The following is a 24,948-nucleotide window of genomic DNA, read 5'->3' as shown; positions in this document are numbered from 1 at the left end:
GCTATGATTAAGCAATACCTACAAGTCACCAAACCAGGAATTATTTTCGGAAATTTAATTTCTGTAATAGGTGGTTTTCTTCTCGCTTCTAAGGGTGAGATTGATTACTCCCTATTTTTCGCGACTCTACTTGGGGTGTCTCTGGTCGTTGCTTCTGGTTGTGTTTTTAACAACTACATTGACCGTGATATTGACCGTATCATGGAAAGAACGAAGAATCGTCCATTAGTTAAAGGATTAATTGACCCTCAAATTAGCCTGATTTATGCCTCAGTTTTAGGTATTGCAGGTGTTGTGCTGCTCTATGTAGCAGCCAACCCACTTGCAATGTTTATCGCTGTATTCGGTTTTATTATTTATGTTGGGGTTTATAGCCTCTATATGAAGCGTAAATCTGTTTATGGCACACTGATTGGAAGCTTATCTGGCTCTGCACCGCCTGTTATCGGTTATTGTGCCGTTAGCGGTGAATTTGATGCAGGCGCGGCAATCCTATTACTTATCTTTAGTTTGTGGCAAATGCCTCACTCTTATGCCATTGCTATTTTCCGTTTTAAAGACTACCAAGCTGCAAATATCCCTGTATTACCTGTGATTAAAGGGATCTCAGTAGCTAAACGTCATATCATTCTCTATATTCTGGCGTTTATGGTTGCAACCTTAATGCTGACATTAGTCGGTTACGCGGGTTATAAATACCTGATTGTAGCTTCAGCCGTTAGTATTTGGTGGTTAGGCATGGCTTTATCTGGTTACAAAGCAACCAATGATATTGTGTGGGCACGAAAATTATTTATTTTCTCTATTGTCGCAATCACTTCATTAAGCGTAATGATGTCTGTTGATCCAACAAGCTCAACAGAAGCGGTTCTTGCGTATCTAAGATAATGTATTTACTAAAGTAACCCAAATACCAGTCAGCCTTCTGACTGGTATTTTTTTTATCTCTTTTATGACTTCACATAATATCAGTACAGTTTTGTCTTTTTTGTATCCCATTTATTGATTAACCTCACTAAGAAATGCCATTACAATGGGGATATCAGTAATACGAGGTAATCCATGAATGATAATAAAATGACCCCATTAGAGCGCAAAGCAACATGGGGACTAGGCACTGTTTTTTCTCTTCGCATGCTTGGCATGTTTATGGTACTCCCAGTTTTAACCACCTATGGGCTTCAACTACAACACGCAACAGAATCACTCATCGGATTAGCCATCGGTATTTATGGATTAACACAAGCGGTATTCCAAATTCCTTTTGGTATTTTCTCTGATAAATTCGGCCGAAAACCGATAATTGTTTTCGGCTTAATTATTTTTATTATTGGTAGTTTGATTGCAGCTCTCAGTGACAATATCTACGGCATTATTATTGGTAGGGCATTACAAGGAGCGGGAGCTATCTCAGCAGCAGTAATGGCTTTATTGTCTGATTTAACGCGGGAACAAAATAGAACAAAAGCAATGGCCTTTATTGGTATTAGCTTTGGGATAACGTTCGCTTTAGCCTTAGTTTTAGGACCTATTTTAACGCATATTTTCGGCTTACAAGGTCTTTTTTGGGGCATTGCCCTACTCGCCTTTGGTGGCATTATTATTACGCTTTTTACTGTACCGAACAGTGAACATCATATTCTTAATCGAGAATCTGGTTTTGTCCGTGGCAGTGTCAAAAAAGTCTTATTTGATGCACAACTTCTTAAGCTTAATACCGGTATTTTTTCTCTACATACTTTATTAATGGCAGCCTTTGTTGCGCTTCCTCTTGTCATGAGTGAAGCTGGCTTAGCAAAAGAGAAACATTGGATTGTTTATCTTGTCACTATGCTTATCGCCTTTATTACAGTATTGCCTTTTATTATCTATGCAGAAAAGAAACGAAAAATGAAACAAGTGTTCTTATTCTGTATTTTCTTACTGATTGTGGCTCAGGCAATTCTTATTATTTCAGGCTCTAGCTTGTGGTTAATTATTGCGGGTATTCAGGTCTTCTTTATTGGCTTTAATATTATGGAAGCCCTCCTTCCTTCATTAATCAGTAAAGAAGCGCCAGCAGGTTATAAAGGTACAGCTATGGGAATTTATTCCACCAGCCAATTTTTAGGTGTGGCATTGGGCGGAATTTTAGGCGGATGGCTTTACCAGCATTATAGTGCACAAATTGTATTTTTAGGCTGTTTAATGATTGGCATTATTTGGTTTTTCATTAGCCTAACATTACGCCAACCCTCTTATGTCAGTAGCTTACGCGTTGAATTACCTGAAAATCTATCTTCAAGCCAACAACAGCAACTACAACAATTATTTAAGCAACAACCAGGTGTTAATGAAGTTATGATTATGGCGGATGAACAGAGTGCTTATATCAAGGTTGATACTAAACAAACACCAAGAACAACATTAGAATCTTTAGTGTCTTCTGTTTAAATATCAATAAATCCAAATAAAAATGCGCTGTTTATTTCAGCGCATTTTTTTATGACTCAATGGATAAACAATTAGTCACGGAAGTTGTTAAATTGGAAAGGTTGCCCTAATTCACCTTCTCTTACTAATTTCATCACAGCTTGTAAGTCATCACGGGATTTACCTGTAACACGCACTTGCTCGCCTTGGATCTGGGCTTGTACTTTCAATTTACTATCTTTAATCAGCTTAACAATTTTCTTCGCTAATGCTGAATCAATACCTTGTTTTAAGGTGGCTTCTACGCTGTACATTTTTCCGCTGTGAGTCATCTCTTCAGGGATATTTAATACCGCACCATCAATCCCTCTTTTTGCCATTTTCTCACGCAGAATATCTAATAATTGTTGAACCTGAAATTCAGATACACTGGTCGTTTTCACTGACTCTGATTTTTCGTTTAATTCAAAGCTTGCTTCAACGTTACGAAAATCCCAACGAGTAGTCAGTTCACGTTGTGCGTTTTCCACCGCATTACGCACTTCATGTAAGTCAACTTCAGATACGATATCAAAAGATGGCATTCTTTCTTCCTCAATAAATAAATACAACCCGAATAATAGCTTCTTTTAGGGTTGCAAAAAAGCATTGCACATTCAATAACAAATTTATCCCTTTAATTTCCTCTTACAGTAAAGCGCAAACATACTTTAAACAGAGAAGTATAATCAATGTTATAATTTTAGCTAAATAGTCTAATGACCGTCAGTAGCCACCTTACGCTATTACGATTTGCAAAAAGAGGCACAATGAAAATTACCGTTTTAGGGTGTGGTTCGATTGGTAAACTTTGGGTTGCAGCTTTAACACGTCAATCTCATGAAGTACAAGGTTGGCTAAGAATACCTCAGCCTTTTTTAGACGTGAGTGTTGATAATATTAATGGCGAGCCTTTTTATCAGCGCATTATCGCTAATCAACTGGAATGGTTAAAACAGAGTGAATTATTAATTGTTTGCTTAAAATCTTGGCAAGTTTCAGATGCGGTTAATGCGCTATTGCCTTATCTTTCTGCACAATGTCCTATTTTATTAATTCATAATGGTATGGGTACTGCCGATGAATTAACAGCAACACAACACTCAGTCATCAGACCTATTTTACAAGGTATTATTACTCATGGTGCTTATCAACAAGGACAAGATGTTATTCATACCGCAACAGGAATAACACATATAGGTCCATTAAACCATGTAGCTCAACAATATAGCTATTTAGCAGAAACCTTGCATCATGCTTTACCCGATGTCGCTTGGCACAATGATATTCATACAATTAGTTGGCTAAAACTTGCTGTTAATTGTGTTATCAACCCTCTTACTGTTTATTATCAATGCCGTAATGGGGATTTATTGCGTTATCCTGAACATATTCAAAAAGTATGTGACGAAGTTTATCAAGTTATGGAACGTGAAGGCGTTATACCAACATCTCAAGCCCATCTTCATGGCTATATTATTGATACGATAGAACAAACGGCAAATAACTATTCCTCTATGTATCAAGATGTGAAATATCAACGCCATACAGAAATTGACTATATTACGGGTTATTTATTACGCCGAGCTTCAGAACAAGGGCTTGTATTGCCAGAAAATAACCACCTTTTTCAATTTATTAAACAACAGGAAGGCAATTATGACCATATCAGCGCTCATCTGCCTAGCTAATGGAAGTGAAGAAACTGAAGTCGTGACTACCGCAGATTTGCTGGTAAGGGCAGGTATTAATGTCGTGCTTGCAAGTGCAGAAGATGATGTTGATGAACTTATAATTACATGTTCACGAGGCATAAAACTTGTCGCAGATGCCCCCTTAGTTCGTGTTGTCGATCACCACTATGACGTTATTATTCTACCCGGTGGATTACAAGGTACTGAAACATTAAGAGACAGCCCTTTAGTCGTTGAGAAAGTACGCCGCATGCACAGTGAGAATAAGCTTGTTGCTGCGATTTGTGCAGCACCCGCAATGATCCTTGAATCTCATAATATTTTTCCCATCGGCAATATGACGGGTTTTCCTGCATTAAAAGATAAAATCTCATCGAAAAAATGGGTTGATTATCGCGTCTATTATGATGAAAGAGTTAACTTAATTACCAGCCAAGCTCCAGCAACATCTATCGATTTTGCACTAAAAATTATCGAACGCTTAAAAGGCAAAGAAGCTGCAGCAGATGTTGCCAAACAGCTTGTATTACCACCCGGTATTTATAATTATCAAGATGAATTTACAGGATTTGGGGATAAATAGATAAACTGTACACTCATAACAAAATATCCCCACCTAATTCATTTATCTTATTAATAGGTATATTATTTATTAGTTGGGGATTAATTTTTAAGACCTATTTCAGTCGTTATTTCTTCATATCAGATTTTAAAATAAGTGTTGAGAGGTTAAAATAGAACCAACTTCTAAAGGATGTGGCAAAATGAAAACTCTTCAATACCGCAAGAACTTACCTAAACTTGTTACTCTAATTTCTATGGGATTAGCCACTGTTCCTGCTGAAAGTTTTAGACATAAACAATCATCGTTGATCCCCAATATTCAATACTCTTTTGCATCTCCTGTATCTAATCAACTTGTTGCTATTCCGATTGATGATGCTACTGAAAAAATGAGCACTTTAGCTGAGTTACTCAATAGTGACTTAACTAGATTAAAAAAAGAATGGGAAAACCATGAAAATTTATTTATTAGCCAACACATTTATGAACAAATAAATAAAAATATAAAAGATATAGATACCTCTTTAGTTGATATAAAAAATGTCCTTGCATCGTTTTTAAATAACGATATCTCAAAAAAAGAAAGCATTCTTTTATTTGGTCGCTCTTTAGCAATGTATAGAAGTGTATTAACTGAGATTGTTTCATTTATAGAACAAACTCATCAGCCATTAAAAACAACAAATAAAAAACCCAATGTAACTAATGCTGAAATGCAGAGATTAATACAATCTGAGCATATAAAATTAGGGCTTGATATACCTAAATTTCATAGTAATTGATATTTTATGACTCAAATATCAATACATCCTGATATTGAACATAAAACTATCGCCAATGAATATGCTCACTTATTAAAACTTTGGAAAGAAGACAATATATTATCTAATTATTTAGGTGCCAATGGTCGCTGGGAAAATAATGCCAAGTTATGTCAATCTCTTATTTCTAAAATACATATTAGAATGCCACTTGAACCAGGATGGAATAAAAAGATACCTCAAATACAAAGAAAATCAAATCATTACTTAGTTTACTGTCAACATTGGCTTTACCCAAACAGATATCAAATTATTGCTATTATGTCGCCCAATGCTCATGAGATAGCAAAAACATCATTTCTGGCTGTATTAGAGAAAAGAGCAGAAGAATTTCAAAATAATTTCTAATAAGCTATTATCAGTAACCCCAAAAGCCACTTTTCAGTGGCTTTTTTATTCGTAAGATCAAATCGTTAGCGTATTATTTTTTACGATATACTTTAACGTTTTCAAAACCTTGCTCACGCAAATACAGCGCTTGTAAGCGGCTCATCATTCCGCGATCACAATAAAGCAAATAAGTTTTGGCTTTATCTAAATCACCAAACTGGGTGCTTAATTTATAGAAAGGTAACTCTTTAACATCAACACCGTCTATCTTTAATGGCGAAGTTTCTTGCTCTTCAGGTGAGCGGATATCCAAAATAACATCGTTAGCACCAAATTCAGATACCATTTCAACTTCAGTAACTTGCTGTACGGTTTCTTCTGCAATACGACGAATATCCATATTCTTGGCGTTTTCAACAACGTTATCAAGAATAGAAAAATCAAACTTCTCTTCTTCCGCTTCGATCTTCGCTTTTACTGCTTTCACTGTTGGGCTTTTTGAAATAACACCACAAAATTCTGGCATTGTACGAGCAAAATCTTCTGTACCAATTTGGCGGGCGATATTGATAATGTTCTCTTTATCATGCGTGATAAGAGGGCGTAAAATTAACGTATCAGTCGCATTATCAATTAAACGTAAGTTAGTTAAAGTTTGGCTAGAAACTTGGCCTAATGCTTCACCCGTTACAATCGCTTGGACACCATAGCGTTCTGCAACACGGGATGCGGCACGTACCATCATACGTTTTAATACAACACCCATTTGACCATCATCGACTTTTTCTAAGATTTCTGCGACAACAGGTTCAAAATCAACAGCAACGAAATGCACTTTATGTGAACGGCCAAAACGGTTCCATAAATAATGAGCAACTTGTTTAACGCCAATTTCGTGGGCAGAACCACCTAAGTTAAAGAAACAATAGTGAACTCGGCTACCACGACGCATTAACATATAGCTTGATACACCTGAATCATAACCACCAGAGATCAGTGATAAAACATCTTCCTGTGTACCAATTGGAAAACCTCCAATACCTTCATAGCGCGCATTCACTAAAATAAGTTTGTCATCTTCAATTTCTAAATTGATGGTGACATCTGGACGCGTTAATTTCACTTTTGCGCTTTCAACGTGTTGGTTAAAACCACCACCAACATAACGCTCAACTTCATTTGAAGTAAAACTGTGCTTACCACGACGTTTGGCACGAACACAAAATGTTTTGTTTTCAACTAAATGCTTAAATGCCGCAAAAGTTTGCTCAAAAATATTGTGTAAATCAGTATACGGATGCTCTTCTACTTGTAAAAAGTGATGAATACCAGGAATACGTGTTAATGCATCACATACCGCTTCACTTTTGCTTTCATCTTTACTCACAACAACAATGTTATCCCAATTGCGGACAACTGTGATTTCATCACCTAATGTATTAAGTACATTACGAATATTGCTAGTGAGAATTTTGATAAAACGTATACGAACAGATTGGCTTTTGATCGTAATTTCGGGGAATAATTTAATAATAAACTTCATAGTCAATGGTCATAGGTTATTAAGTAGAAACATAAACTACAGTGATGTTAATTGACTGGAGTTTATAAAAGTCACAAAGTATATCACCAATATTTAGGGCTCACCCGCAAAAATCATCGACTGAATAAGAAATTTTCTTCTCACTTGTAGTAAGATGATCGCTATTATTCAGCGCTAACATGCTTTATTATCAAAAATATTATGGCTAAGAAAACGACACCAATTAACGAAGACATCGCACAAGCACCAAGTTTCGAAGCATCTATGCAAGAACTTGAGCAAATCGTAAACCGTTTAGAATCCGGTGAACTCCCTTTAGAAGAAGCGCTTAATGAGTTTGAACATGGCGTTCGTCTAGCCCGTGTTGGACAAAAAACATTACAAGACGCTGAACAGCGTGTTCGTATTCTTCTAAAAGAAGACGATAATGCAACTCCTGATGATTTTATCCAAGAGGCAGAATAATTGAGTAACGCAACTTCAAGTACGGATGCGTTCCGTCAGAAATTAGATTCCGCCCACCAGCGTGTTGATCATGCATTAAACCAAGCGCTATCCGCTTTACCATTCACTGACATGCCTCTAGGTAAAGCCATGCATTATGGTGCTCTTTTAGGTGGAAAGCGCTTACGTCCTTTCCTTGTTTATGCAGTGGGTGAAATGTTTAAAGTCCCCGCACTTAACCTTGATGCACCAGCCGCCGCAGTGGAATGTATTCACGCTTATTCTCTCATTCATGATGATTTGCCTGCGATGGATGATGATGATTTACGTCGTGGTAAGCCTACATGTCATATTGAATTTGGCGAAGCCAACGCAATTTTAGCGGGTGATGCATTACAAACACTCGCCTTTGAGATCTTAGCAAAAAATCCAATGCCTGATGTTGCAATGGCTGATCGTGTTGCAATGATTTCTGAATTAGCAACAGCCAGCGGGCTTGCAGGTATGTGTGGCGGTCAGGCACTTGATCTTGAAGCCGAAGATAAATCGATTGACCTCGCATCTCTTGAAAAAATCCATTTACACAAAACAGGTGCATTAATTCGTGCAGCTGTTCGCTTAGGCGCATTTAGTGCTGGCTCAAAAGGCCATGATGTATTACCCGCACTAGATAAATATGCCCACTCTATTGGCCTTGCATTTCAAGTACAAGATGACATTTTAGATGTCATTGGCAGTACGGAAGAAACTGGGAAACGTCAAGGTAGCGACCAAGAGTCAGGAAAAAGCACGTATCCAGCCCTCCTTGGATTAGAGCAAGCTCAAAAGAAAGCACAGGAATTGTATAACGAAGCACTGGATGCCTTAGCGTTTCTTGAGCAATACGAGTACGATACGACCACGCTTAAACAATTAGCGAGTTTTATCGTCGAACGGAAAAACTAATAAAAAATAAAGAGAGCAGCTTACCTGTTCTTTCCCTATTACAAGTGATTAATTAATAGGCATCACATGAGCATTGATATCGAAAAATATCCCACATTGGCGTTGGTTGAAACACCAGAAGATTTGCGCCTATTACCAAAAGAGAGTTTACCTAAACTCTGTGATGAGCTAAGGCTATTTCTTCTTAACAGTGTCAGCCGCTCAAGTGGTCACTTCGCCTCAGGTTTAGGTGCTATTGAGTTAACGGTTGCTCTTCATTACGTCTATAAAACCCCTTTTGATAACCTGATTTGGGATGTTGGTCATCAGGCCTATCCTCATAAGATCTTAACGGGTCGCCGTGACCGCATTGATACTATCCGTCAAAAGAATGGGTTACACCCCTTCCCTTGGCGAGAAGAGAGTGAATACGACAAACTTTGTGTCGGTCACTCTTCAACCTCTATCAGTGCAGGTTTAGGTATGGCTGTCGCCGCTGAACAAGAAAAGCTGAACAGAAAAACAGTTTGTGTGATCGGTGATGGGGCAATTACTGCGGGTATGGCTTTTGAAGCAATGAATCACGCAGGAGATATTGAACCAGATATGCTCGTTGTACTTAATGACAATGAGATGTCGATTTCAGAAAACGTTGGTGCATTGAATAATCACCTTGCGCAATTGTTATCTGGCAAACTGTATACCACCTTGCGTGAAGGTGGAAAAAAAGTCTTTTCAGGTATTCCACCCATTAAAGAATTACTTAAAAAGACAGAGGAACATATCAAAGGCATGGTTGTCCCAGGCACCATGTTTGAAGAGTTGGGCTTCAACTATATCGGTCCTGTTGATGGCCACGATGTTATTGCATTAGTACAGACATTAACTAACATGCGTGATCTAAAAGGCCCTCAGCTTCTGCATATTATGACTAAAAAAGGTCGTGGATATGCGCCTGCTGAGCGTGATCCAATTAGCTGGCACGCAGTCCCTAAATTTGATCCTCAAACTGGGACATTACCTAAAAGCCCTAATGCACGACCTACATTTTCCAAAATTTTTGGTGACTGGTTATGTGAAGAAGCCTCAACCGATCCAAAACTCATGGCAATTACCCCAGCTATGCGTGAAGGCTCTGGTATGGTGCGTTTCTCAAAGGAATACCCTTCACAATACTTTGATGTTGCGATCGCAGAACAACATGCCGTTACCTTTGCAGCAGGTTTAGCAATTGGGGGTTATAAGCCGATTGTTGCTATCTACTCAACATTCTTACAACGCGCTTACGACCAAGTGATCCACGACATTGCCATTCAAAAACTGCCTGTTTTATTTGCTATTGATCGTGGTGGTATTGTGGGAGCAGATGGTCAAACTCACCAAGGTGCTTTTGACCTCTCATTCTTACGCTGCATTCCTAATATGGTCATTATGGCGCCAAGTGATGAAAATGAGTGTCGCCAAATGCTTCACACAGGTTATCACTATCAAGATGGTCCTGTTGCCGTACGCTATCCAAGAGGCTCTAGTGTTGGTGCACAATTGCAACCACTTAGTCCACTACCTATGGGTAAAGGTATTATTCGTCGCCAAGGCAAAGGTATTGCGATTTTAAACTTTGGTACATTACTACCAGAAGCGTTAGAAGTTGCTGAAAAACTTGATGCAACTGTGGCTGATATGCGTTTTATCAAGCCTCTTGATAAATCACTTATCCTTTCTCTGGCTGAACAGCATGATATGTTGGTAACGCTAGAAGAAAATGCCATTATGGGTGGTGCTGGCAGTGGCGTAAACGAGTTACTCATGCAAGAACGTTGCTTAATACCTGTCCTAAACTTAGGTATACCTGATCTGTTTGTACCACAAGGTGGACAAGAAGAGATCAGATCTGACTTAGGATTAGATGCAGAAGGTATTGAGAAATCAATTAAGGCTTATCAAGCTAACTAATTGAATTAAAATGATTAAAAAACCTCTCCTAATTAACCACAGGAGAGGTTAATGTATTTCTAGGCTGTGATTTATCTACTTTTATCATACTGGTTTACATTTCCACACCCCATATTGTCGCCCTTATTACAACCTTGTCCATCATCACATTTTTATGAAATTCACTGAAAATAACCTCTTTCCTTCTTGAATCCATTCAGCGTTAATTTATTCAATCAGTTAGATTTTTCTTTCTTTTTGTTTGCCAACGAAACGTTTCGATCACGCTCACAATATGAATAAATCAAACTTGTTTTCCCACCTTTCTTTTCTACTATGTAGACAGCGAAACGTTTCGCTGAGGAGGAAACATGAAAAAAGGTGTATTACTTAATAGTCCTATTTCGAGTGTAATTTCACGTTTAGGACACACTGACAAAATCACTATTGCAGATGCTGGATTACCAATTCCCTCCTCTGTTGAACGAATTGATCTTGCTCTCACTCAAGATATTCCTGACTTTATGTCAGTCTTACAAACCGTTACCCATGAAATGCAAATCGAAGCGGTGATGCTGGCGGAAGAAATTAAAACCATCAATCCCTCTCTGTTTAATGAAATCCTCTCTTATCTCAATTTATTAGAACAAGAGCAGAAGAAACCTATTCAAATAATGTATGTTTCACATGAAGCATTCAAAAAGCAACTTACTGAAAATAAAGCTGTTATTAGAACCGGTGAATGTACGCCTTATGCCAATATTGTGTTGTTTTCTGGTGTGACTTTTTGAGGGCAATATGGAACCTTTACTTGAACTTAAAGATATTGATAAGTCATTCCCTGGTGTAAAAGCACTATCAGGTGCCACACTTCGAATTTATCCCGGTAGAGTAATGGCACTCGTAGGTGAAAACGGGGCAGGCAAATCAACACTAATGAAAGTGCTGACTGGGATCTATAAAAAAGATGCGGGTGAAGTCATTTATCAAGGCAAAAGCTGTGCTTTCAATGGTCCCAAATCTTCCCAAGAAGCAGGAATAGGCATTATTCACCAAGAGCTTAACCTTATTCCAGAATTAACCATCGCAGAAAATATCTTCTTAGGTCGTGAGTTTACTCGTGCTTTTGGCGCTATCGATTGGAAGAAAACGTATGCAGAGGCTGATAAGTTATTAGCCCGATTAAACCTTGCTTACAGTAGTCACCGTTTAGTGTCTGAATTATCGATTGGTGATCAGCAAATGGTAGAAATCGCCAAGGTTCTTAGCTTTGGCTCAAAAGTCATCATCATGGATGAGCCAACAGATGCGTTAACCGATACTGAAACCGAATCTCTATTTAGCGTTATTCGTGAACTAAGAGATCAAGGTTGTGGCATTGTTTATATCTCACATCGTCTAAAAGAGATCTTTGAGATTTGTGATGACGTGACTGTACTGCGAGACGGCCAGTTTATTGGTGAAAAACCTGTCGCCTCATTAAAAGAAGACACTCTGATTGAAATGATGGTGGGTCGTAAGTTAGAAGACCAATACCCTCGTATTAATATCCCTCAAGGAAAAACCAAACTTAACGTCATTAACCTCAGTGGCGAAGATGTTCATGATGTCAGTTTCTCATTACATGAAAGCGAAATTCTGGGCATTTCTGGATTAATGGGCGCGGGTCGTACTGAGTTAATGAAAATTATCTACGGCGCATTACCTAAAACCAATGGCACTGTTGAATTAGATGGTAAACCCTGCCAAATCAAAAAGCCGGTTGAAGGATTGGAACAAGGCATTGTTTACATTTCTGAAGATAGAAAGCGTGATGGTTTAGTGCTTGGCATGTCGGTAAAAGAAAATATGTCTCTGACAGCCCTTCGCTATTTTAGCCGCGGTATGGGTGTGCTTAATCATAAAGAAGAGCAACTCACTGTCGGTGATTTTATTAAATTATTCAATATAAAAACCCCTTCAATGGATCAAACGATTGGCTTTTTATCTGGGGGAAATCAACAAAAAGTGGCTATCGCAAGAGGCCTAATGACTCGCCCTAAAGTGCTTATTCTTGATGAACCCACTCGTGGCGTTGATGTGGGCGCTAAAAAAGAAATTTATCAGTTAATTAATAAATTTAAACAAGAAGGATTAAGCATCATTTTAATTTCTTCTGAAATGCCTGAGGTAATGGGAATGAGTGACCGTATTCTGGTTATGCATGAAGGTCGTATTAGTGGTGAGTTTTCCGCTCACAATGTCACACAAGAAATGCTAATGGCAGCGGCTGTTGGTAAACAATATGACGCTAAAGTAGGAGTTTGATATGAGCACGAATTCAATTCCAGCGTCAAAACGTTGGTTCTCAAAAGCTTGGCTATTAGAGCAAAAATCGCTGATTGCATTGCTACTTCTGATTGTTGTGGTTTCCACACTCAGCCCTAATTTTTTTACCTTAAACAATATTTTCAACATTCTCCAACAAACATCGGTTAACGCCATTATGGCGGTTGGAATGACGCTAGTTATTTTAACATCTGGTATCGACTTATCTGTTGGTTCATTGCTTGCATTAACAGGTGCCGTTGCCGCTTCTATGGTTGGTGCGGATGTTAATGCGCTTGTTGCTGTTGTTGGCGCATTGGCATTAGGTGCCGCTATTGGTGGTGTAACAGGAATTATCGTTGCTAAAGGTAAAGTTCAAGCCTTTATTGCTACGTTAGTCATGATGTTATTACTGCGCGGTGTTACTCGCGTCTATACCGACGGTAGCCCTATTAATACCGGATTTAGTGATAATGCCGATCTGTTTAGTTGGTTTGGTATTGGTCGCCCATTTGGCATTCCAACGCCAATTTGGCTCATGATGATTGTCTTCTTAAGTGCATGGTATTTATTACATCATACCCGTTTAGGTCGCTATATCTATGCACTAGGGGGTAATGAATCTGCCACTCGCTTATCGGGTATTAGCGTCGATAAAATCAAAATCATCGTTTATTCATTATGTGGTTTATTAGCCGCCCTTGCGAGTGTCATTGAAGTTGCTCGACTTTCATCAGCACAACCAATGGCAGGTAATGGTTATGAGCTAGATGCGATTGCTGCCGTTGTTCTCGGTGGTACCAGCCTTGCAGGCGGTAAAGGTCGTATTATCGGTACATTAATTGGTGCACTTATTCTAGGATTCTTAAATAATGCACTGAATTTATTAGGAATATCATCAAACTATCAAATGATAGTAAAAGCGGTGGTCATCTTACTTGCTGTTTTAGTAGATAACAAAAAATAACTCTCTATTCTCTTAATCCGAACCCCGACAGGAACTTATATTATGAAACTTAAAAAAATGGCAACACTTCTTTCTGTTGTTGCATTAAGCGCCACAATCAGCGCTAACGCATTGGCAAAAGAATCAATCGCACTTGTTATCTCAACACTAAACAACCCTTTCTTTGTCACAATGAAAGACAGTGCACAGAAAGAGGCAAATAGATTAGGTTACGACCTTGTTGTTCTAGATTCTATGGACAACCCAGCGAAAGAGCTTGCTAACGTGCAAGATCTCACCGTAAAAGGCACACGTTTAATGCTTATTAATCCGACAGATTCAGATGCTGTGGGGAATGCAGTTATTTTAGCCAATAAAGCTAAAATCCCAGTTATCACCTTAGATCGTGTTGCAAACAAAGGTGAAGTCGTCAGCCACGTTGCTTCAGATAATCGCCTTGGCGGTAAAATGGCAGGTGATTATATTGCTGAAAAAGTCGCTAATGACGCCAAAGTCATTCAACTAGAAGGGATCACAGGAACATCTGCATCTCGTGAACGTGGTGAAGGTTTTAAACAAGCCGTTGATGCCCATAAACTGAATGTACTTGCAAGCCAACCCGCTGATTTTGACCGCACCAAAGGTCTTAACGTGATGCAAAATCTGTTAACTGCGTATCCTGCTGTTCAAGCTGTTTTTGCACAAAATGATGAAATGGCATTAGGTGCATTACGTGCATTACAAACTGCTGGTCGTACCGATGTATTAGTGATTGGTTTCGATGGTACAGATGATGGGATCAAAGCGGTAAACCGTGGCATGTTAGGTGCAACCATTGCTCAACGCCCAGATCAAATTGGTATTATCGGCATTCAAACTGCAGATAAAATTCTCAAAGGCGAGAAAGTGGATGCAACAATCCCTGTCGAGCTTGAGTTAGTTATAAAAAAATAACAACAACAAATACCACGGAGTGATATTGCTCCGTGGTGGCTTTAATCATTAAAACACGTTTTCACAAGGATAAAGGCTATGACGACACCTCGCCTTGCTGTTCTAGGTAGCATCAATGTTGACCACATTATGAATATTTCACAATTTCCAAAACCTGGTGAAACCATTATTGGTCATCAATACAAAATAGCCTTTGGTGGTAAAGGTGCAAATCAAGCTGTCGCTTGCGGTCGTAGTGGCGCCAATATTACCTTTATTGCTTGTGTCGGTGATGATGCAATTGGTAGTGAAATCATAGCTCAACTGAAAACAGATAATATTCATATTGATGCAATTAGTATTATTCCGCAGATACCAACAGGTGTCGCGATGATCCTTGTTAATGAACAAGGTGAAAACGTAATTAGCATCGTTGCAGGTGCGAATGGCGCACTAACGCCAACACATTTTCAGCAATATCATCATGTTGTTGAGCATGCTGATGCCTTACTGATGCAATTAGAATCACCATTAGAGACAGTCTTTGAAGCAGCAAAACTGGCAAAGTCACATCACACGAAAGTTATTTTAAATCCTGCTCCAGCAGTGCCTCTATCTGATGAATTTCTGAGTTTTATTGATGTTATCACTCCAAATGAGACGGAAGCCGAAATATTAACAGGCGTTTCTGTGCATGATGAAGCGGGTGCAGCAAAAGCTGCTGAAATCTTACATCGTAAAGGTATCAAACAAGTGCTTATCACTTTGGGTAGCCGTGGCGTATGGTTTAGTGAACAAGGAAAAGGCATGATAATTCCCGGTTTTCGTGTCGAAGCAGTTGATACCATTGCCGCAGGTGATACATTTAACGGTGCATTTGTCACTGCAATATTAGAAGGGAAACCTTCCGTTGAGGCTATCCGTTTTGCTCACGCAGCAGCTGCAATTGCAGTTACACGTCATGGTGCGCAATCTTCAGTTCCTTGGCGTCATGAAATCGAATCATTTTTAGCAGAGCGAGCATAGTACTTTGGCAACAATGAAAGATGTCGCCCGTTTGGCGGGCGTTTCGACATCAACTGTTTCTCACGTTATCAATAACAACCGTTATGTTAGCGAAGGTATTCGTAAAAAGGTTAACGACGCTATCGAAACCTTAAATTACGCGCCTTCTGCTTTAGCGCGTAGTTTAAAAATGAACTGTACTCACACTATCGGTATGTTAGTCACAGCCAGTAGTAACCCGTTCTATGCAGAAGTTGTGCGCGGAGTTGAACGCAGTTGTTATGAAAAAGGCTATAGCCTTATTTTGTGTAACACCGAAGGGGATTACGAGCGCATGGATAGCAGCCTTGAAACCTTGCTGCAAAAACGTGTTGATGGCTTATTATTGATGTCAACGGAAGCCAGAGCGCCCTCTCATGAAGTGCTAAACCGTTATCCTCGTTTACCGATGGTGATGATGGATTGGTCCCCGTTTGAATATGGGGGAGATATTATTCAAGATAACTCTCTGCTCGGGGGAGAAATCGCAACCAATTATCTGATTGAAAAAGGCTTTACTGAAATTGCATGTATCGCAGGCCCACAAGATAAGCTTCCAGCAAAACATCGTTTGCAAGGTTATTATAATGCGATGCAAAAAGCAGGATTAGCTATTCGAAACGAGTTTGTGTTAACCAGTGATTTTGAATTTGCAGGTGGATTTAGCGCAATGCAAAAATTACTCTCACTTTCTGTCTTACCACAAGCTGTTTTTACCTGTAATGACGCGATGGCTGTTGGCGCTTATCAAGCCATTTACCAAAAAGGTTTGCGTGTACCTGATGATATTTCCGTCATGGGTTATGACGATATCGACCTAGCCTCTTATATGATCCCACCGCTTTCGACTATTCACCAACCTAAAGATGAATTGGGAAAACTCGCTGTCAGCCAATTATTGCATCGTATGGAAAACATTGATGCCGATGATAATGTTCTGGTGCTTACCCCCAAACTTATAGAGCGTGGCTCGGTGATAGATTTCATAAAATAACAACAAGAAAGTTAGCACTATTATTACTGATGCTCTCTTTTAAGATGAGGGCATTTATTTCTAGTTATATTTATAAAATTAAAGATTTAAAATCAACCAGTTAAATAATTTTTAAAACTATGTCTATTTATCTTTATTTCCTATTGAACCCTCTATATTTTAGCTACTTTCCCTCGTTATTTACGCCATAGACCATGAAGGATGCAAATTTCCATCAAATCTATTATACTATTGCCCTTTCGCATTATCTGATGCAGCGCCATTTAGGGTATTGCTTTAGAATTTTCATGCTTCAATGATAATGTGTCCTTTAATTTATGGGGCAAGTGTTATCCTCATTTTGACGATTAATCACTTCCCATTTTGATAAAATTTGAGAGTATTATTATGTCATTACCTTCTTGTCCTAAGTGCAATTCAGAATACACCTATGAAGATGGTGCAATGTATGTGTGCCCTGAATGTGCTCATGAGTGGAACGATGCTGAGCCTGTTGCTGAAAGTGATGAATTGATTGTTAAAGACGCTAACGGTAACTTATTAGCTGATGGCGATTCAGTGACTGTGATTAAAGATCTCAAAGTCAAAGGTAGCTCAACCATGCTAAAAATTGGTACTAAAGTAAAAGGTATTCGTTTAGTGGAAGGCGACCATAATATTGATTGTAAAATTGATGGCTTTGGACCAATGAAGTTAAAATCTGAATTTGTGAAGAAAAACTAAGATAAATTAATAATACCTTTATTAATTCATTCAGATATTATCAGCATTCTCAAAGGCGCTTATTAAGCGCCTTTTTGTTTAAGTAAACCTTACTCGTTACTCTCACTAAAGTGATCAAAGCCTTTAAGATTAGGGTAAACATCTTCACCATTTCGTAAATAACGAATGCCTTCGCTAATCGGCATAATTTGACCAATACAATGAAAATCTGCACCTGTATGCGCTAATGCGATCTCTAAAGCGCCACGGTTGATTTCTGGTACTGTAAAGCAAAGCTCGTAATCTTCACCGCCACTTAATGCCCAAACCTCTGCTTGTTCTTCACTCACTTCTGCTTTCATTGCAGGCGAATAAGGTAATGCATCTAAATTTAAGCGCGCACCACAACCACTTGCAGTAAGAATATGATCCAAGTCTGAAATCAGCCCATCAGAAATATCAATCGCAGATGTCGCTAAATGGCGCAATGCTTGACCTTGCAGTAAACGAGGTTGAGGACGCAAATGCCTTGCAACAAAATAGTCACTATGCTCTTTTTCTGTCGGCTGTAATCTATTTTGTAATACAGCAAGCCCTGCCGCGCTATCACCTAAAAAACCCGTAACATAGATCCAATCGCCAATTTTAGCGCCAGAACGAAGTAATGCGGTTCCTTGTGGAACAAGCCCTTGTATTGTGATTGTTAAGCTCAAAGGACCACGAGTAGTATCACCTCCGATTAGCTGGATTGCATAATAATCAGCTAATGCAAAGAAGGAGCGGCTGAATGCCTCGAGCCATTCACTATTTGTATCAGGAAGTGTTAAAGCTAATGAAGCCCAAGAAGGATCTGCACCAACGGCAGCTAAGTCACTAATATTTACAGCCAGTGCTTTATACGCTAAATCTTCAGGTGAGATAGAAGGAAGGAAGTGAATACCACTCACTAAAGTATCGGTGCTAATAGCAACTTGTTGCTTTTCAGGTACCGTTAATATTGCGCAGTCATCTCCAATTCCTGTACTCACATCTTTTCGTTTTACAGGCTGTGAAGTGAAATATTGCTTAATAAGGGAGAATTCACCACAAGGCATTATCTATTTCCTATTTAGCTGTGCATACTAAATGAGTTTTATTAAACAAAAGGCCGGAAATACCGGCCTTGAATTATTTACCATAGAGGAAACGTGAAAAACGTTATTTTTTACGTACAGTTGGTGCAGCTTTATCAAGCACGCCATTAACAAATTTATGGCTATCGTCAGCACCAAATACCTTAGCCAGTTCAATCGCTTCGTTAATCGCAACTTTGTAAGGAACATCTTCACGGAAGCTAAGTTCAAACATTGCTAAACGTAAAATTGCTTTTTCAACTTGACCTAATTCTTCAAGTTGACGGGATAAATAAGGTTCCATCGCCTTATCTAAACGTGTTGCATTAATGGCAACACCCACTAAAAGCTCACGAAAATAAGCAATATCTACACCTTGGGTATCCTGCTCGGATAAAAACTCCAATTCCACATCCGCGATGTCATTTCCGGATAATTGCCATGAGTAGATAGCTTGAACAGCACACTCACGAGCACGACGACGAGCAGCAGGTTTCACAAAATTCCCCTTAAGTTAAAACAGATGATTAGCCTTTTATGGCTTTAAGTACATTGATCATTTCAAGTGCTGTCATTGCCGCTTCAGCACCTTTGTTGCCCGCTTTAGTTCCAGCGCGTTCAATAGCCTGTTCAATATTTTCAGTGGTTAAAACACCAAAAGTCACAGGGATCTCACTTTGCATCGCAACTTGAGATAAACCAGAACTACATTCGCCAGCAACGTATTCAAAATGTGCGGTTCCACCACGGATAACAGTACCTAATGCGATAACTGCATCGTATTTGTCGCTTTCGGCTAATGCTTTAACCGTTAATGGCAACTCATAAGCGCCTGGAACCCAAACGACGGTAATATTTTCAGAGGAAACTTGTCCAATGCGTTCTAATGCATCAACCGCACCTTCTAATAGGCTGTCATTGATGAAGTTATTAAAACGGGCAATTGCAATTGCTACGCGTGCGTTTGGCGCCGCGACAACACCTTTGATTACGTTCATAGGTTACTTTTTTCTCCTATCCGCGGGGGCGCGGATTTTATCATATTCTTTCCCTTACTGCGCTCTGTTTTATTATTACACAGTAAAGGAGCCAAAAACCCTTGATAAATCAAGGTATTTAGTTGGCTGATAACGATGTCGTAACGACAGGAAATAACACACACGGCGCCATTTTACTACAAATAGCGCCGTAGACACACTTATTTGCGTCTATTAATAACGAGGTTTTAAACAAACTCTGATATCAGAGCCAATTTGTTGAAGAGAATCTACTGTAAATTCAGGTGCTTCTGATAATGACGATAGTGGAGAAAGTGTAAATAATCCACGCGCATCATTGCCTAAAATTTTAGGTGCAATATAAATAATAAGCTCATCAACAAGCCCAGCCTCTAATAATGCGCCAGCAAAATGAGCCCCACTTTCAACCCATACAGTATTGATATTGCGTTTATCCAATTGCATCATTAATAAAACTAAATCCACACCGCTGTTTTTGCCATTCGTTGGTAATAGGATTTCTGATACATTCCCCTGCCAGTCACTTGGGTGTGATTTTGTACGCGCCAACCAGCATTCGCCTTCAATTTGAGTGATTTTATGATCTTCAGTCACTCTATTTTGGCTATCAGCCACAATACGAATAGGTTGGCGTAATGTTTCTTCCGGATAAATGGCTTTTATCTCATCTGAAAGCTCATCCCAACGTACATTCATAGAAGGGTTATCAGCAAGCACGGTTGCACTTGTCGTTAAAATAGCGCTAGCTTGAGCTCGGAAATTTTGTACATCCCGACGAGATGCTTTAGAGGTTATCCATTGGCTTTCACCTGATGCTAATGCCGTTTTACCATCTAAAGATGCGCCCATTTTGAGCTGAATATAAGGAAAACCCGTTCTCATGCGTTTAAAAAAGCCAACGTTAAGTTTTTCAGCTTCTTGCATTAAAACACCATGAGAAACATCGACTCCTGCTGTTAATAACTTATGTAAGCCTCGTCCAGCAACTTGAGGATTCGGATCTTGCATCGCAGCAACAACGCGTTTTATACCTGCATTAATCAAAGCATCAGCACAAGGCGGTGTTTTACCAAAATGGCTACAAGGCTCAAGAGTGACATAAGCTGTTGCCCCTTTTGCTTTATCTCCTGCCATTTTTAATGCATTGACTTCAGCATGAGGGCCACCTGCGTGATGGTGATAACCTTCACCAATAATCTCACCCTCTTTTACAATCACACACCCCACATTAGGATTAGGCGATGTTGTAAAACGACCTAATGCTGCAAGCTCAATAGCTCGACGCATGTAGTGTTCATCCTGCAGGCTTTCATTTTCACTTGGATTGTTGCTGTTGTTATTTATCATAATAATTACATGTAATTTTATTATTTATCGTTATTTTTCAAATCATTAAATAAAGCACAGTATTAATGTATTAATCCTGTAATTTTGCAATTTCTTCACCAAAATCACGGATATCTTCAAAACTACGATAAACAGAAGCAAAGCGAATATAAGCCACTTTATCGAGTTTCTTTAGTTGTTCCATAACAAAATTGCCAATTTCTTTTGAAGGGATTTCTCTTTCACCCGTCGCTCTTAATTGTGATTTGATATGACTTATCGCAGCTTCAACATCGTCTGAACTCACTGGACGCTTTTCTAGCGCTTTAAGCATGCCTCGACGAAGTTTCTCTTCATCAAAAGGCTCACGTATTTCATCACTTTTCACAACACGAGGCATCACTAACTCTGCTACTTCAAAGGTAGTAAAACGTTCATGACAAACAAGACATTGGCGACGACGGCGCACTTGTGAACCATCACCAACAAGTCTGGAATCAATTACCTTGGTATCTACGGCTCCACAAAATGGGCAATGCATAGTTATTCCTACTTTTGACAATACTCATAAACAGTGTACCTGTTCAGTGAACAAAAAACACCCTGTCAGTATACACTGGCAGGGTGTTTGCGATGTTTTATCAGAAAAACGCTCTATTATGGTAAGAGTGTTGTCTGATCTGCACCCTCTTTTTCCACTTTTTGTACAATCAAGTGTTCACGTTTCATTCCCATTTTCAGTGCTAATGCAGAAGCCACATAAATAGAAGAAATAGTACCGATTGAAACACCGATTAACATAACTAAAGAGAAGCCTTGAAGCATTGAACCACCAAAGATGTACAGCATTAATACAACTAATAATGTTGTTGCTGATGTCATGATGGTACGGCTTAATGTCTGTGTAAGAGAAACGTTCATAATTTCATATGATGTTCCTCGACGAATTTTACGGAAGTTCTCACGAATACGGTCTGATACAACGATACTATCGTTTAGTGAGTAACCGATAACAGACATCAATGACGCTACAATGGTTAAGTCAACTTCTATGTGGAACAGTGAAAGAACACCCAGTGTTATCACTACGTCATGCGCAAGTGCAATAACTGCACCTAACGCCAAACGCCACTCAAAACGGAATCCAACATAGATAAGAATACAGATAAGTGCAGATAACAACGCCATTGCACCGGTTTGAGCCAATTCACTACCCACACTTGGCCCCACAAATTCAATACGTTTTACCACAGCATCGTTATCAACTTTAGCATTGATGACATCGATGACTTGCTTACCTAATTCTTGACCAGCCTGTCCTTCAACAGGAGGCATACGCACCATAATATCGCGGCTGCTACCAAAGTTTTGTAATAGAGGATCTTTAAAGCCTGCTGCATCTAGGCTATCACGCATTTTATCAAGGTCGGCTGGTTGACTGAGATTGATCTCAATTACTGTACCACCTGTAAAATCCAGTCCCCAGTTAAATCCTTTCACGGAAATGATAGCAATTGACGCTATCAAAAGCAGAAACGAAATACTAAAGGCGACGTTGTCCCAACGCATAAAGTCAATGACTCTACGACCATGGTTTAATTGTTCAACAGTATAATCCTGTGCCACAACGTGCTCCTTAAATAGACAGTTTCTTAACGCGTTTACCACCATACAACAGGTTTACAATCGCACGAGTACCGACGATAGCGGTAAACATGGATGTTGCAACCCCGATTGCAGTTGTGATAGCAAAGCCTTTAATTGAGCCGGTGCCGACTGCATAAAGGATCACAGCTGTAATTAATGTGGTTAAGTTCGCATCAATAATACTGGAGAAGGCACCTTTATAACCTTCATGGATTGCTTGTTGTACTGATCGACCATTACGTAACTCTTCTTTGATACGTTCGTTTATCAGTACGTTGGCATCGACGGCGACGGCAAGTGTTAATACGATACCTGCAATACCCGGCATAGTCAGTGTTGCGCCTGGTAATAGTGACATTACCCCAACGATTAACACTAAGTTTGCCATTAATGCAGTACTCGCAATCACACCAAATTTACGATAATAAATTATCATAAAGGCAACAGACGCAATCAGACCCCATAAACACGCTTCTAAACCTTGGGTAATATTTTGCAGCCCCAAAGTTGGACCAATCGTTCTTTCTTCAACGATTTGAATAGGTGCAATCAACGCACCAGCACGTAATAACAGAGACAATTGACGTGCTTCATTCGCATTTGAAATACCCGTAATACGGAAGCTATTTCCTAAACGACTTTGAATATTCGCAACGTTGATCACTTCTTCACTTTTAACTAATACAGCTCGGTCATTCTCATCACGTTTACCACTGTCTTTATACTCTACGAACAATGTTGCCATCGGTTTACCGACGTTGTCTTTCGTAAAGTTAGACATGATAGAACCACCCGCGCTATCAAGTGAAATATTCACTTGAGGTTGACCATATTCATCAGCTTGAGAAGTTGAGTCAGTAATGTGGTCACCCGTTAAAATAACGCGTTTATAAAGAATGGTTGGCATACCTTCACGGGTATATTTCACTTCTGAGTCACCCGGAATACGACCCGTTTCTAAAGCAGAAGGATCAACAGTGGTATTGACTAAGCGGAATTCTAATGTTGCTGTCGCACCTAAGATTTCTTTAGCGCGAGCGGTATCTTGGATACCTGGTAATTCAACAACAATTCGGTCAGCGCCTTGACGTTGAACTAATGGCTCTGCAACACCTAACTGGTTAACACGATTACGTAAGATAGTGATGTTTTGCTGTACTGCATAAGTACGCGCATCACGTAAACGTTCGTCAGTAAAAATAGCTCTTAACGAGTTATTTGCGCCATCTCTAAAAATGAGATCTTGATTACGACGAGTTAGGTAATCTGAAGCTTTAGCGCGATCATCCGAATTACGGAAACGGATTTCAACGCCATAGTTATCCGTTTTACGGATAGATGAATACGGAATGCCTTCATCACGTAATAATGTACGTAGACTTTCAACATTTTGTTCCTGAAGTTTACCTAACGCGGTTTCCATATCGACTTCCATCAAGAAGTGAACACCACCACGTAAGTCTAACCCCAGTTTCATCGGCTCACCGCCAATGGCTTCTAACCATTTTGGTGTTGCCGGTGCAAGGTTAAGTGCAACAATGAACTGGTCACCTAATGCAGGCAACAACACTTCGCGGGCACGTAACTGAATATCAGGGTTACCGAAACGAGCCAAAATCGCACCATTTTCAAGTGCAATAGATTTCGCTTCAATTTTTTCTTTATCTAATAAAGATCGAACTTGATCCAGTGTTTGCTCATTGGCGGCGGTTCCCCGCGCGCCAGTGATTTGAACAGCCGGATCCTCACCATATAGGTTAGGAAGTGCGTAAAGCAGACCGATGAGGATAGCGGCTATCAACATCAGGTACTTCCACAAAGGATAACGGTTTAGCACGGCAGTTCCCTTTTCCCTTTGGGGAAATGTTATTAAATAGCTTTCATTGTGCCTTTAGGTAATACAGCGGCAACAAAGTCACGTTTGATAGTTACTTCAGTTGTTTCATTCAGAGCAACAACGATATAGCCGTTATCTGAAACCTTAACAACACGACCAATTAAACCACCAGTCGTTAAAACTTCATCACCTTTACCAATAGAATCCATCAGTTTACGATGTTCTTTAGTACGTTTTTGCTGTGGACGTAGGATCATAAAATAGAAAATCAGAATAAAGATCACTAACATCGGTAAAATAGACATAAAGCTAGCTTCAGGTGCTGCTTGTCCAGCAGAAGCAACAGCATCAGAAATGAAAAAACTCATTCACTTTTCC

Annotated in this window: 26 protein-coding genes; 16 read left to right on the top strand and 10 right to left on the bottom strand. The window is 39.4% G+C overall.

Annotated features, from left to right (window positions below; genetic code table 11):
* Positions 1-3 precede the first annotated feature (3 nt).
* Positions 4-888, top strand: a complete 885-nt coding sequence (gene cyoE / locus ABN212_RS01320; RefSeq protein ID WP_349442826.1) for a heme o synthase — start codon at positions 4-6, stop codon at positions 886-888.
* A 174-nt stretch (positions 889-1,062) separates the two neighbouring features.
* The gene (locus ABN212_RS01315) at positions 1,063-2,433 is read left to right on the top strand and encodes an MFS transporter (protein WP_198632092.1); all 1,371 of its coding nucleotides are present in this window, start codon (positions 1,063-1,065) and stop codon (positions 2,431-2,433) included.
* A 71-nt stretch (positions 2,434-2,504) separates the two neighbouring features.
* Here the strand turns inward: ABN212_RS01315 and ABN212_RS01310 are convergent, their stop codons facing one another.
* Positions 2,505-2,996, bottom strand: a complete 492-nt coding sequence (locus tag ABN212_RS01310; protein ID WP_109371718.1) for a YajQ family cyclic di-GMP-binding protein — start codon at positions 2,994-2,996, stop codon at positions 2,505-2,507.
* A gap of 225 nt (positions 2,997-3,221) precedes the next feature.
* Here ABN212_RS01310 and panE point away from each other — a divergent pair, with 225 nt between their 5' ends.
* The 4 genes from panE (at position 3,222) to ABN212_RS01290 (ending at position 5,878) form a co-directional block, all read left to right on the top strand.
* On the top strand, positions 3,222-4,142 hold the full coding sequence (gene panE, locus ABN212_RS01305; protein ID WP_198619351.1) for a 2-dehydropantoate 2-reductase: 921 nt from the start codon (positions 3,222-3,224) through the stop codon (positions 4,140-4,142).
* Positions 4,111-4,728 carry a protein deglycase YajL gene (gene yajL, locus ABN212_RS01300; protein WP_160229993.1) on the top strand — a complete coding sequence of 206 codons (618 nt, stop codon included), beginning with the start codon at positions 4,111-4,113 and terminating at the stop codon, positions 4,726-4,728. The genes panE and yajL overlap by 32 nt, the downstream gene beginning before the upstream one ends.
* 181 nt (positions 4,729-4,909) lie before the next feature.
* Positions 4,910-5,491 carry a hypothetical protein gene (locus ABN212_RS01295; protein ID WP_198626005.1) on the top strand — a complete coding sequence of 194 codons (582 nt, stop codon included), beginning with the start codon at positions 4,910-4,912 and terminating at the stop codon, positions 5,489-5,491.
* Positions 5,492-5,497: 6 nt separating this feature from the next.
* On the top strand, positions 5,498-5,878 hold the full coding sequence (locus ABN212_RS01290; RefSeq protein ID WP_349442744.1) for a type II toxin-antitoxin system YafO family toxin: 381 nt from the start codon (positions 5,498-5,500) through the stop codon (positions 5,876-5,878).
* Between the two features lie 73 nt (positions 5,879-5,951).
* On the opposite strand, the gene thiI is transcribed toward ABN212_RS01290, so the two are convergent.
* Complete coding sequence (gene thiI, locus ABN212_RS01285) at positions 5,952-7,403, bottom strand: tRNA uracil 4-sulfurtransferase ThiI (RefSeq protein ID WP_109371728.1); 1,452 nt, start codon at positions 7,401-7,403, stop codon at positions 5,952-5,954.
* 201 nt (positions 7,404-7,604) lie between these two features.
* Between thiI and xseB the strand changes: the two genes are divergently transcribed.
* The 10 genes from xseB (at position 7,605) to ABN212_RS01235 (ending at position 17,650) form a co-directional block, all read left to right on the top strand.
* Positions 7,605-7,868, top strand: coding sequence for an exodeoxyribonuclease VII small subunit (xseB, locus tag ABN212_RS01280; protein ID WP_023580876.1), 264 nt, complete (start codon positions 7,605-7,607; stop codon positions 7,866-7,868).
* Positions 7,869-8,792 (top strand): (2E,6E)-farnesyl diphosphate synthase, encoded by a 924-nt coding sequence (gene ispA, locus ABN212_RS01275; protein WP_198619350.1) that lies wholly within the window; start codon positions 7,869-7,871, stop codon positions 8,790-8,792. It begins immediately after the preceding gene.
* A gap of 66 nt (positions 8,793-8,858) precedes the next feature.
* Positions 8,859-10,724 (top strand): 1-deoxy-D-xylulose-5-phosphate synthase, encoded by a 1,866-nt coding sequence (gene dxs / locus ABN212_RS01270; protein ID WP_198619349.1) that lies wholly within the window; start codon positions 8,859-8,861, stop codon positions 10,722-10,724.
* A 350-nt stretch (positions 10,725-11,074) separates the two neighbouring features.
* Positions 11,075-11,494 carry a D-ribose pyranase gene (rbsD, locus tag ABN212_RS01265; RefSeq protein ID WP_198619348.1) on the top strand — a complete coding sequence of 140 codons (420 nt, stop codon included), beginning with the start codon at positions 11,075-11,077 and terminating at the stop codon, positions 11,492-11,494.
* Positions 11,495-11,501: 7 nt separating this feature from the next.
* On the top strand, positions 11,502-13,010 hold the full coding sequence (gene rbsA / locus ABN212_RS01260) for a ribose ABC transporter ATP-binding protein RbsA (RefSeq protein WP_349442743.1): 1,509 nt from the start codon (positions 11,502-11,504) through the stop codon (positions 13,008-13,010).
* A gap of 1 nt (position 13,011) precedes the next feature.
* Positions 13,012-13,977 carry a ribose ABC transporter permease gene (gene rbsC, locus ABN212_RS01255; RefSeq protein WP_069368591.1) on the top strand — a complete coding sequence of 322 codons (966 nt, stop codon included), beginning with the start codon at positions 13,012-13,014 and terminating at the stop codon, positions 13,975-13,977.
* A 42-nt stretch (positions 13,978-14,019) separates the two neighbouring features.
* Entirely contained in the window at positions 14,020-14,910 is an 891-nt protein-coding gene (rbsB, locus tag ABN212_RS01250) for a ribose ABC transporter substrate-binding protein RbsB (protein ID WP_109371738.1), read from the top strand.
* Between the two features lie 78 nt (positions 14,911-14,988).
* Positions 14,989-15,915, top strand: coding sequence for a ribokinase (gene rbsK / locus ABN212_RS01245; protein ID WP_349442742.1), 927 nt, complete (start codon positions 14,989-14,991; stop codon positions 15,913-15,915).
* A gap of 4 nt (positions 15,916-15,919) precedes the next feature.
* The gene (rbsR, locus tag ABN212_RS01240; protein WP_196573924.1) at positions 15,920-16,927 is read left to right on the top strand and encodes a ribose operon transcriptional repressor RbsR; all 1,008 of its coding nucleotides are present in this window, start codon (positions 15,920-15,922) and stop codon (positions 16,925-16,927) included.
* Between the two features lie 387 nt (positions 16,928-17,314).
* Entirely contained in the window at positions 17,315-17,650 is a 336-nt protein-coding gene (locus tag ABN212_RS01235; protein WP_109371746.1) for a zinc ribbon domain-containing protein YjdM, read from the top strand.
* An 89-nt stretch (positions 17,651-17,739) separates the two neighbouring features.
* On the opposite strand, the gene thiL is transcribed toward ABN212_RS01235, so the two are convergent.
* The 8 genes from thiL to yajC all read right to left on the bottom strand — a co-directional run bounded on the left by thiL (position 17,740) and on the right by yajC (position 24,938).
* Positions 17,740-18,723 (bottom strand): thiamine-phosphate kinase, encoded by a 984-nt coding sequence (gene thiL, locus ABN212_RS01230; protein ID WP_198629920.1) that lies wholly within the window; start codon positions 18,721-18,723, stop codon positions 17,740-17,742.
* Between the two features lie 103 nt (positions 18,724-18,826).
* The gene (gene nusB, locus ABN212_RS01225; protein WP_006535124.1) at positions 18,827-19,240 is read right to left on the bottom strand and encodes a transcription antitermination factor NusB; all 414 of its coding nucleotides are present in this window, start codon (positions 19,238-19,240) and stop codon (positions 18,827-18,829) included.
* A 28-nt stretch (positions 19,241-19,268) separates the two neighbouring features.
* Positions 19,269-19,739, bottom strand: coding sequence for a 6,7-dimethyl-8-ribityllumazine synthase (gene ribH, locus ABN212_RS01220; RefSeq protein WP_036932916.1), 471 nt, complete (start codon positions 19,737-19,739; stop codon positions 19,269-19,271).
* Between the two features lie 213 nt (positions 19,740-19,952).
* Positions 19,953-21,107, bottom strand: a complete 1,155-nt coding sequence (gene ribD, locus ABN212_RS01215) for a bifunctional diaminohydroxyphosphoribosylaminopyrimidine deaminase/5-amino-6-(5-phosphoribosylamino)uracil reductase RibD (RefSeq protein WP_349442741.1) — start codon at positions 21,105-21,107, stop codon at positions 19,953-19,955.
* 70 nt (positions 21,108-21,177) lie between these two features.
* Positions 21,178-21,627: a transcriptional regulator NrdR gene (nrdR, locus tag ABN212_RS01210; RefSeq protein ID WP_006535128.1), complete on the bottom strand. Its 450-nt coding sequence runs from the start codon at positions 21,625-21,627 to the stop codon at positions 21,178-21,180.
* A 116-nt stretch (positions 21,628-21,743) separates the two neighbouring features.
* A complete protein-coding gene (gene secF, locus ABN212_RS01205) occupies positions 21,744-22,712 on the bottom strand; it encodes a protein translocase subunit SecF (protein WP_198619343.1) in 969 nt (322 codons plus the stop codon).
* A gap of 10 nt (positions 22,713-22,722) precedes the next feature.
* Entirely contained in the window at positions 22,723-24,570 is a 1,848-nt protein-coding gene (secD, locus tag ABN212_RS01200) for a protein translocase subunit SecD (protein ID WP_109371754.1), read from the bottom strand.
* 32 nt (positions 24,571-24,602) lie between these two features.
* Positions 24,603-24,938, bottom strand: coding sequence for a preprotein translocase subunit YajC (gene yajC / locus ABN212_RS01195; protein WP_006535133.1), 336 nt, complete (start codon positions 24,936-24,938; stop codon positions 24,603-24,605).
* Positions 24,939-24,948: the final 10 nt, after the last annotated feature.

Origin of the sequence: Proteus genomosp. 6 (genome assembly GCF_040139785.1) — a bacterium.
Classification (GTDB): Bacteria; Pseudomonadota; Gammaproteobacteria; order Enterobacterales; family Enterobacteriaceae; genus Proteus.
This window is presented reverse-complemented; position numbering and strand designations above follow the sequence as displayed.

What these genes read in the sequence shown, in the direction of transcription:
- cyoE (WP_349442826.1), top strand. Translation starts at nt 4, where the DNA reads ATGATTAAGCAATACCTACAAGTCACCAAACCAGGAATTATTTTCGGA.
- ABN212_RS01315 (WP_198632092.1), top strand. Translation starts at nt 1,063, where the DNA reads ATGAATGATAATAAAATGACCCCATTAGAGCGCAAAGCAACATGGGGA.
- ABN212_RS01310 (WP_109371718.1), bottom strand. Translation starts at nt 2,996, where the DNA reads ATGCCATCTTTTGATATCGTATCTGAAGTTGACTTACATGAAGTGCGT.
- panE (WP_198619351.1), top strand. Translation starts at nt 3,222, where the DNA reads ATGAAAATTACCGTTTTAGGGTGTGGTTCGATTGGTAAACTTTGGGTT.
- yajL (WP_160229993.1), top strand. Translation starts at nt 4,111, where the DNA reads ATGACCATATCAGCGCTCATCTGCCTAGCTAATGGAAGTGAAGAAACT.
- ABN212_RS01295 (WP_198626005.1), top strand. Translation starts at nt 4,910, where the DNA reads ATGAAAACTCTTCAATACCGCAAGAACTTACCTAAACTTGTTACTCTA.
- ABN212_RS01290 (WP_349442744.1), top strand. Translation starts at nt 5,498, where the DNA reads ATGACTCAAATATCAATACATCCTGATATTGAACATAAAACTATCGCC.
- thiI (WP_109371728.1), bottom strand. Translation starts at nt 7,403, where the DNA reads ATGAAGTTTATTATTAAATTATTCCCCGAAATTACGATCAAAAGCCAA.
- xseB (WP_023580876.1), top strand. Translation starts at nt 7,605, where the DNA reads ATGGCTAAGAAAACGACACCAATTAACGAAGACATCGCACAAGCACCA.
- dxs (WP_198619349.1), top strand. Translation starts at nt 8,859, where the DNA reads ATGAGCATTGATATCGAAAAATATCCCACATTGGCGTTGGTTGAAACA.
- rbsD (WP_198619348.1), top strand. Translation starts at nt 11,075, where the DNA reads ATGAAAAAAGGTGTATTACTTAATAGTCCTATTTCGAGTGTAATTTCA.
- rbsA (WP_349442743.1), top strand. Translation starts at nt 11,502, where the DNA reads ATGGAACCTTTACTTGAACTTAAAGATATTGATAAGTCATTCCCTGGT.
- rbsC (WP_069368591.1), top strand. Translation starts at nt 13,012, where the DNA reads ATGAGCACGAATTCAATTCCAGCGTCAAAACGTTGGTTCTCAAAAGCT.
- rbsB (WP_109371738.1), top strand. Translation starts at nt 14,020, where the DNA reads ATGAAACTTAAAAAAATGGCAACACTTCTTTCTGTTGTTGCATTAAGC.
- rbsK (WP_349442742.1), top strand. Translation starts at nt 14,989, where the DNA reads ATGACGACACCTCGCCTTGCTGTTCTAGGTAGCATCAATGTTGACCAC.
- ABN212_RS01235 (WP_109371746.1), top strand. Translation starts at nt 17,315, where the DNA reads ATGTCATTACCTTCTTGTCCTAAGTGCAATTCAGAATACACCTATGAA.
- thiL (WP_198629920.1), bottom strand. Translation starts at nt 18,723, where the DNA reads ATGCCTTGTGGTGAATTCTCCCTTATTAAGCAATATTTCACTTCACAG.
- ribH (WP_036932916.1), bottom strand. Translation starts at nt 19,739, where the DNA reads ATGAACGTAATCAAAGGTGTTGTCGCGGCGCCAAACGCACGCGTAGCA.
- ribD (WP_349442741.1), bottom strand. Translation starts at nt 21,107, where the DNA reads ATGATAAATAACAACAGCAACAATCCAAGTGAAAATGAAAGCCTGCAG.
- nrdR (WP_006535128.1), bottom strand. Translation starts at nt 21,627, where the DNA reads ATGCATTGCCCATTTTGTGGAGCCGTAGATACCAAGGTAATTGATTCC.
- yajC (WP_006535133.1), bottom strand. Translation starts at nt 24,938, where the DNA reads ATGAGTTTTTTCATTTCTGATGCTGTTGCTTCTGCTGGACAAGCAGCA.